This window comes from Pseudomonadota bacterium (genome assembly GCA_039196715.1).
In the GTDB taxonomy this organism is placed as follows: Bacteria; Pseudomonadota; Gammaproteobacteria; order CALCKW01; family CALCKW01; genus CALCKW01.
On sequence record JBCCUP010000150.1, the window covers coordinates 1 to 3,413 of the forward strand.

Annotated in this window: 6 protein-coding genes; all 6 read right to left on the reverse strand. The window is 67.4% G+C overall.

Annotated features, from left to right (window positions below; translation table 11 throughout):
* Positions 1-58: 58 nt before the first annotated feature.
* Positions 59-961 carry a phytanoyl-CoA dioxygenase family protein gene (locus tag AAGA11_22845; protein MEM9605713.1) on the reverse strand — a complete coding sequence of 301 codons (903 nt, stop codon included), beginning with the start codon at positions 959-961 and terminating at the stop codon, positions 59-61.
* A gap of 43 nt (positions 962-1,004) precedes the next feature.
* The gene (locus tag AAGA11_22850; protein ID MEM9605714.1) at positions 1,005-1,271 is read right to left on the reverse strand and encodes a DksA/TraR family C4-type zinc finger protein; all 267 of its coding nucleotides are present in this window, start codon (positions 1,269-1,271) and stop codon (positions 1,005-1,007) included.
* Positions 1,271-1,954 (reverse strand): D-lyxose/D-mannose family sugar isomerase, encoded by a 684-nt coding sequence (locus tag AAGA11_22855; GenBank protein MEM9605715.1) that lies wholly within the window; start codon positions 1,952-1,954, stop codon positions 1,271-1,273. Before AAGA11_22855 ends, AAGA11_22850 begins: the two co-directional genes overlap by 1 nt.
* A gap of 21 nt (positions 1,955-1,975) precedes the next feature.
* Complete coding sequence (locus tag AAGA11_22860; protein ID MEM9605716.1) at positions 1,976-2,563, reverse strand: YSC84-related protein; 588 nt, start codon at positions 2,561-2,563, stop codon at positions 1,976-1,978.
* 64 nt (positions 2,564-2,627) lie between these two features.
* Entirely contained in the window at positions 2,628-3,161 is a 534-nt protein-coding gene (thpR, locus tag AAGA11_22865) for an RNA 2',3'-cyclic phosphodiesterase (protein ID MEM9605717.1), read from the reverse strand.
* Between the two features lie 2 nt (positions 3,162-3,163).
* Positions 3,164-3,413: enolase C-terminal domain-like protein (locus AAGA11_22870; protein ID MEM9605718.1), on the reverse strand; the 250-nt coding region annotated here is incomplete at its 5' end.

The following is a 3,413-nucleotide window of genomic DNA, read 5'->3' on the forward strand; positions in this document are numbered from 1 at the left end:
ATCCGGCGGTGGCGAGGCAAACGCGTCGCCTCGGCGTTAGGGACCCGCTATCCGCCCGTCAGTTCAGGGCGTTGAAGGCACTCGCGGCACCCCCGCTCTGCTGCACCGCGAAGATCGATCCGTCGTCCGGGGGCGGCGGCAACGGCATTGCCACCGGCACATCGGCCAACCGCGGTCGCAACGGCAGCTCGCCAAATACCATGCGCGCGCGCAAGTCGGTGAGCAACGCGGACTGCGACAAGCCGTTGTAGGGGCCGGCAATGCCCGCGAGTGGCCACGCGTCGGCGGCGCAGCATTCGAAGAACAACACCCGCCGTGCAGATGACGAGTGGTTCGGTGCGGACCCGTGCAAGGTGCGCGCATGGTGCACGCTGGCGCTGCCGGCAGGGCCCGTGAGCGTGCGCGCCTCGCGCGCGGCGAAGCCGGGGTCGGCGGGGTCGATGGCGCCGACAAACACGCCGTCACGGGTGTGGTCGAGCACCGGCCCACGGTGGCTGCCGGGAATCGCGAGCAGCGGGCCGTTGTCTTCGGTGACGTCGTCGAGCCAGATGCCCAACGCCAGCAGGTTGTCGTTGGTGTGCGGGTAGAACGCCCAGTCCTGGTGCCACTCCACGGCGCGGCCACCGCCGGGCGCCTTGCAATTGAGCTTGCTGGTGTGCAGGCGGACATCGGCGGTGCCGAGCAGCCGAGTCAACAGGTTGTACAGGGCGTCGCTGTGCAAGAGGTCGTGGTAGACCGCGTGCTGCGTGTGGGGCAGCTTGATCCGGGTCAGACGCGGCGTGGCTGAGGAATGGCCGGTGTCGAGGTCAAAGCGCGCGTCGCTGTGTTCGACATCGCGGGACGCGTCGATCAACGCATCGGTGACCTGACGCACCGAGGCGAGCGTGTCGGCGTCGATAAGGCCCTCGACCACGGCAACGCCGTCGCGCAGGTAGGTGTCTCGCAGGTTGTCGTCGGTCATGGCGCCCTCGGGGTCACGCGTGCCGCACGGATACGGCGCGCACTCAACGCAATTGGCTGTCTTTACTACCGCGGCGGTTGTAGCCCGCGCGTGCCTGCGAGGCCGCATCGGCGACCTCCTGACAGGGCACGCACAGTCGCACACCTGGTACCGCGCGCCTTCGCGCTTCGGGAATCTCGGCCTCGCAGTCGTCGCACAGCGACGCGCTCTCGCCGCGCGGCAGCTGGCGTCGCGCGCGTGCCACGGCGTCCTCGACGCTGGCGTCGATCTGTTCCTGGACCGCGCCGTCCCGGGACCAGCCGCCGGCCATCAGAGCCAGGTGTCGTAGTCGGACACCATCAACCAAACCGGCTCTTCGTCTTCCTCGACGGTGCCGAAGCGGGAGATGGGTTGTTCGAAAACGTTGTCCGTGAGGTCGTCGTTCACCGTCGACACCTCGCCGATCAGCACGTCACCGCCCTCACCCCAGAACGCGTGCCAGTTGCCCGGCATCAGCGTGACGCTCTCACCCGGCGACAGCTCCAGCACCTCGCCAGGCCCCTGGGTGTGGACGCGCCCGTCCACCTGCACGGTGACGGCGCGGTTGCGGTCAATGTGCCCCTCGGCATCAGACTCGAACATCCTGATGGCAAGCTTGGCACCACCGCGGTTGATGATGTCTTCGGCCTTGACGATGTGCCGGTGCATCGGCGACAGCTGGTCGTGCCGCGAGATCATGATCTTCTCGGCGTAACACATGCCCTGACCCGCCCGAAGGTCGGCCAGGCTGCCGTTGCGCACCGTGAACAGAAACAGGCCCATGTCGTCGAAGTTGCCCTCGCCGTAGTCGGTGAGATCCCAGCCCAGCCGGGCGTCGCGCAGGGCCGGACGATCGGCGATACAGCCCTTGAGCTCCGCGGGTGAGAGGTAGGCGAACGGTGGCAGCACATAGCCGAACGAGCGGATGTACTCGTCGCCGGCGCGCAGGTGAGCGTTGATGGCGGAGCGTTTCATGGTGCCGTCTTCCTGTCCTGATCAGCGGTCGATCTTGGTGAACTTCGACCCTTCGATCGTGAGGTTGTACATGAACCCCTTGTTGCCGATCACGAATCCGATCACCGGCGACTGCTCCTCGAGCGTGTTGATGTCCTCGCCGACACCCCACTTGGCCAGCGCGATCGAACCGTCAACACCGGCTTTCCAGCCGTCGCTGGCGCGAAACTGCGACAGCGCCTCTGCGGTCTTGAAGACCACCACCAGCGACTTGGACTGCACGCCGAACTGCAGGCCAACGGACGCCGAGGCCGTGCTGTAGTACTGCACGGTCTTGCCACCCACCTGCAGCGCGCCCTCGCCGTATTCACCGCCGATGCCAAAGCCCCCCTTGATGACCTTGGGGAAAACCAGCACGCCGGCCGCCTTCGCGAGGAAGCTGGCACCGCCAGTGACATCGGCCTTGAACTGCGCCAGGGTATCGCGCGTGCCGGCCTCGATGACCGCTGCCGAATCGGCGCGCACCGGCCCACTCATCACCACGAAAAGCGCCGCGAGCAGCCCTGCCAGCGCCGCCCAGCCGCGGCTGGCCCGCCGCTGTACCCGAACCCGTTTCATTCCGCCTGACACGCTCTGCCACTCCGCCTGATAGTCAGCCCTGAGTATAGTCGCTGGCGTCAGCGGTTTGACCCTGTCAGTCCGACACCGCTGAGAGCGGCCATTCGCGCACCACCCGGTAGACCGGGCCCGCCGGTGTCAGGCGCGACCCCATCAGACACACGGCGTCCGACTTCAGGTGAAACGCCGGATCGACGATCGGCGACGGCGCGGGCGTCGCGAGCCGGCGCGCCAGCGTCAGGTGAGGCCGGTACCGGCCTTTATCCACCGCAATGCCGGTGCGCGCGCACGCGTGCCGTAGCGCGTCGACCAACGCATCCAGAGCGGGGCGGCCAGCGTCGTTGGAAGACGGTTCGAGCCAAAGCATCCGCTGGTCGACCTGGTAGCCAACCGAACTCAGGCGCAGGCTGATCGGGGCAGCGACCACAGCGTCAAGCTGCGTCGCCAGGCGGGCCTGCTGTTCCTCGTCGATGTCGCCAAGGAACACCAAGGTGACGTGGAGGTTCTGCACCGCCACCGCCCCCGGCAGGTTGCGCCAGCAGAGCGCGCGCCACCGGTCGATGTCGAGGGCGGTGTCGGCGTCAGGCAGCAGGGCGAGAAAGGCGCGCACGCTCAGCGATCGACCACCACCGGCCCGGCGGCGGTGTGCGCGGCAATCGCGTCCCAATCCCAATCGATACCGAGGCCAGGCTCGCTCGGTGCAACGGCAAAACCGTTTTCGATCCGCAGGCGCGACCCCGTGATCGCATCGAGTTGCGGGATGTATTCCAGCCACGGCGCGTTGGTGACGGCGCAGCACAGGCTGACGTGCAGCTCCATCAGGAAATGCGGACAGATCGGCACGTTGTAGGCTTCGGCGAGG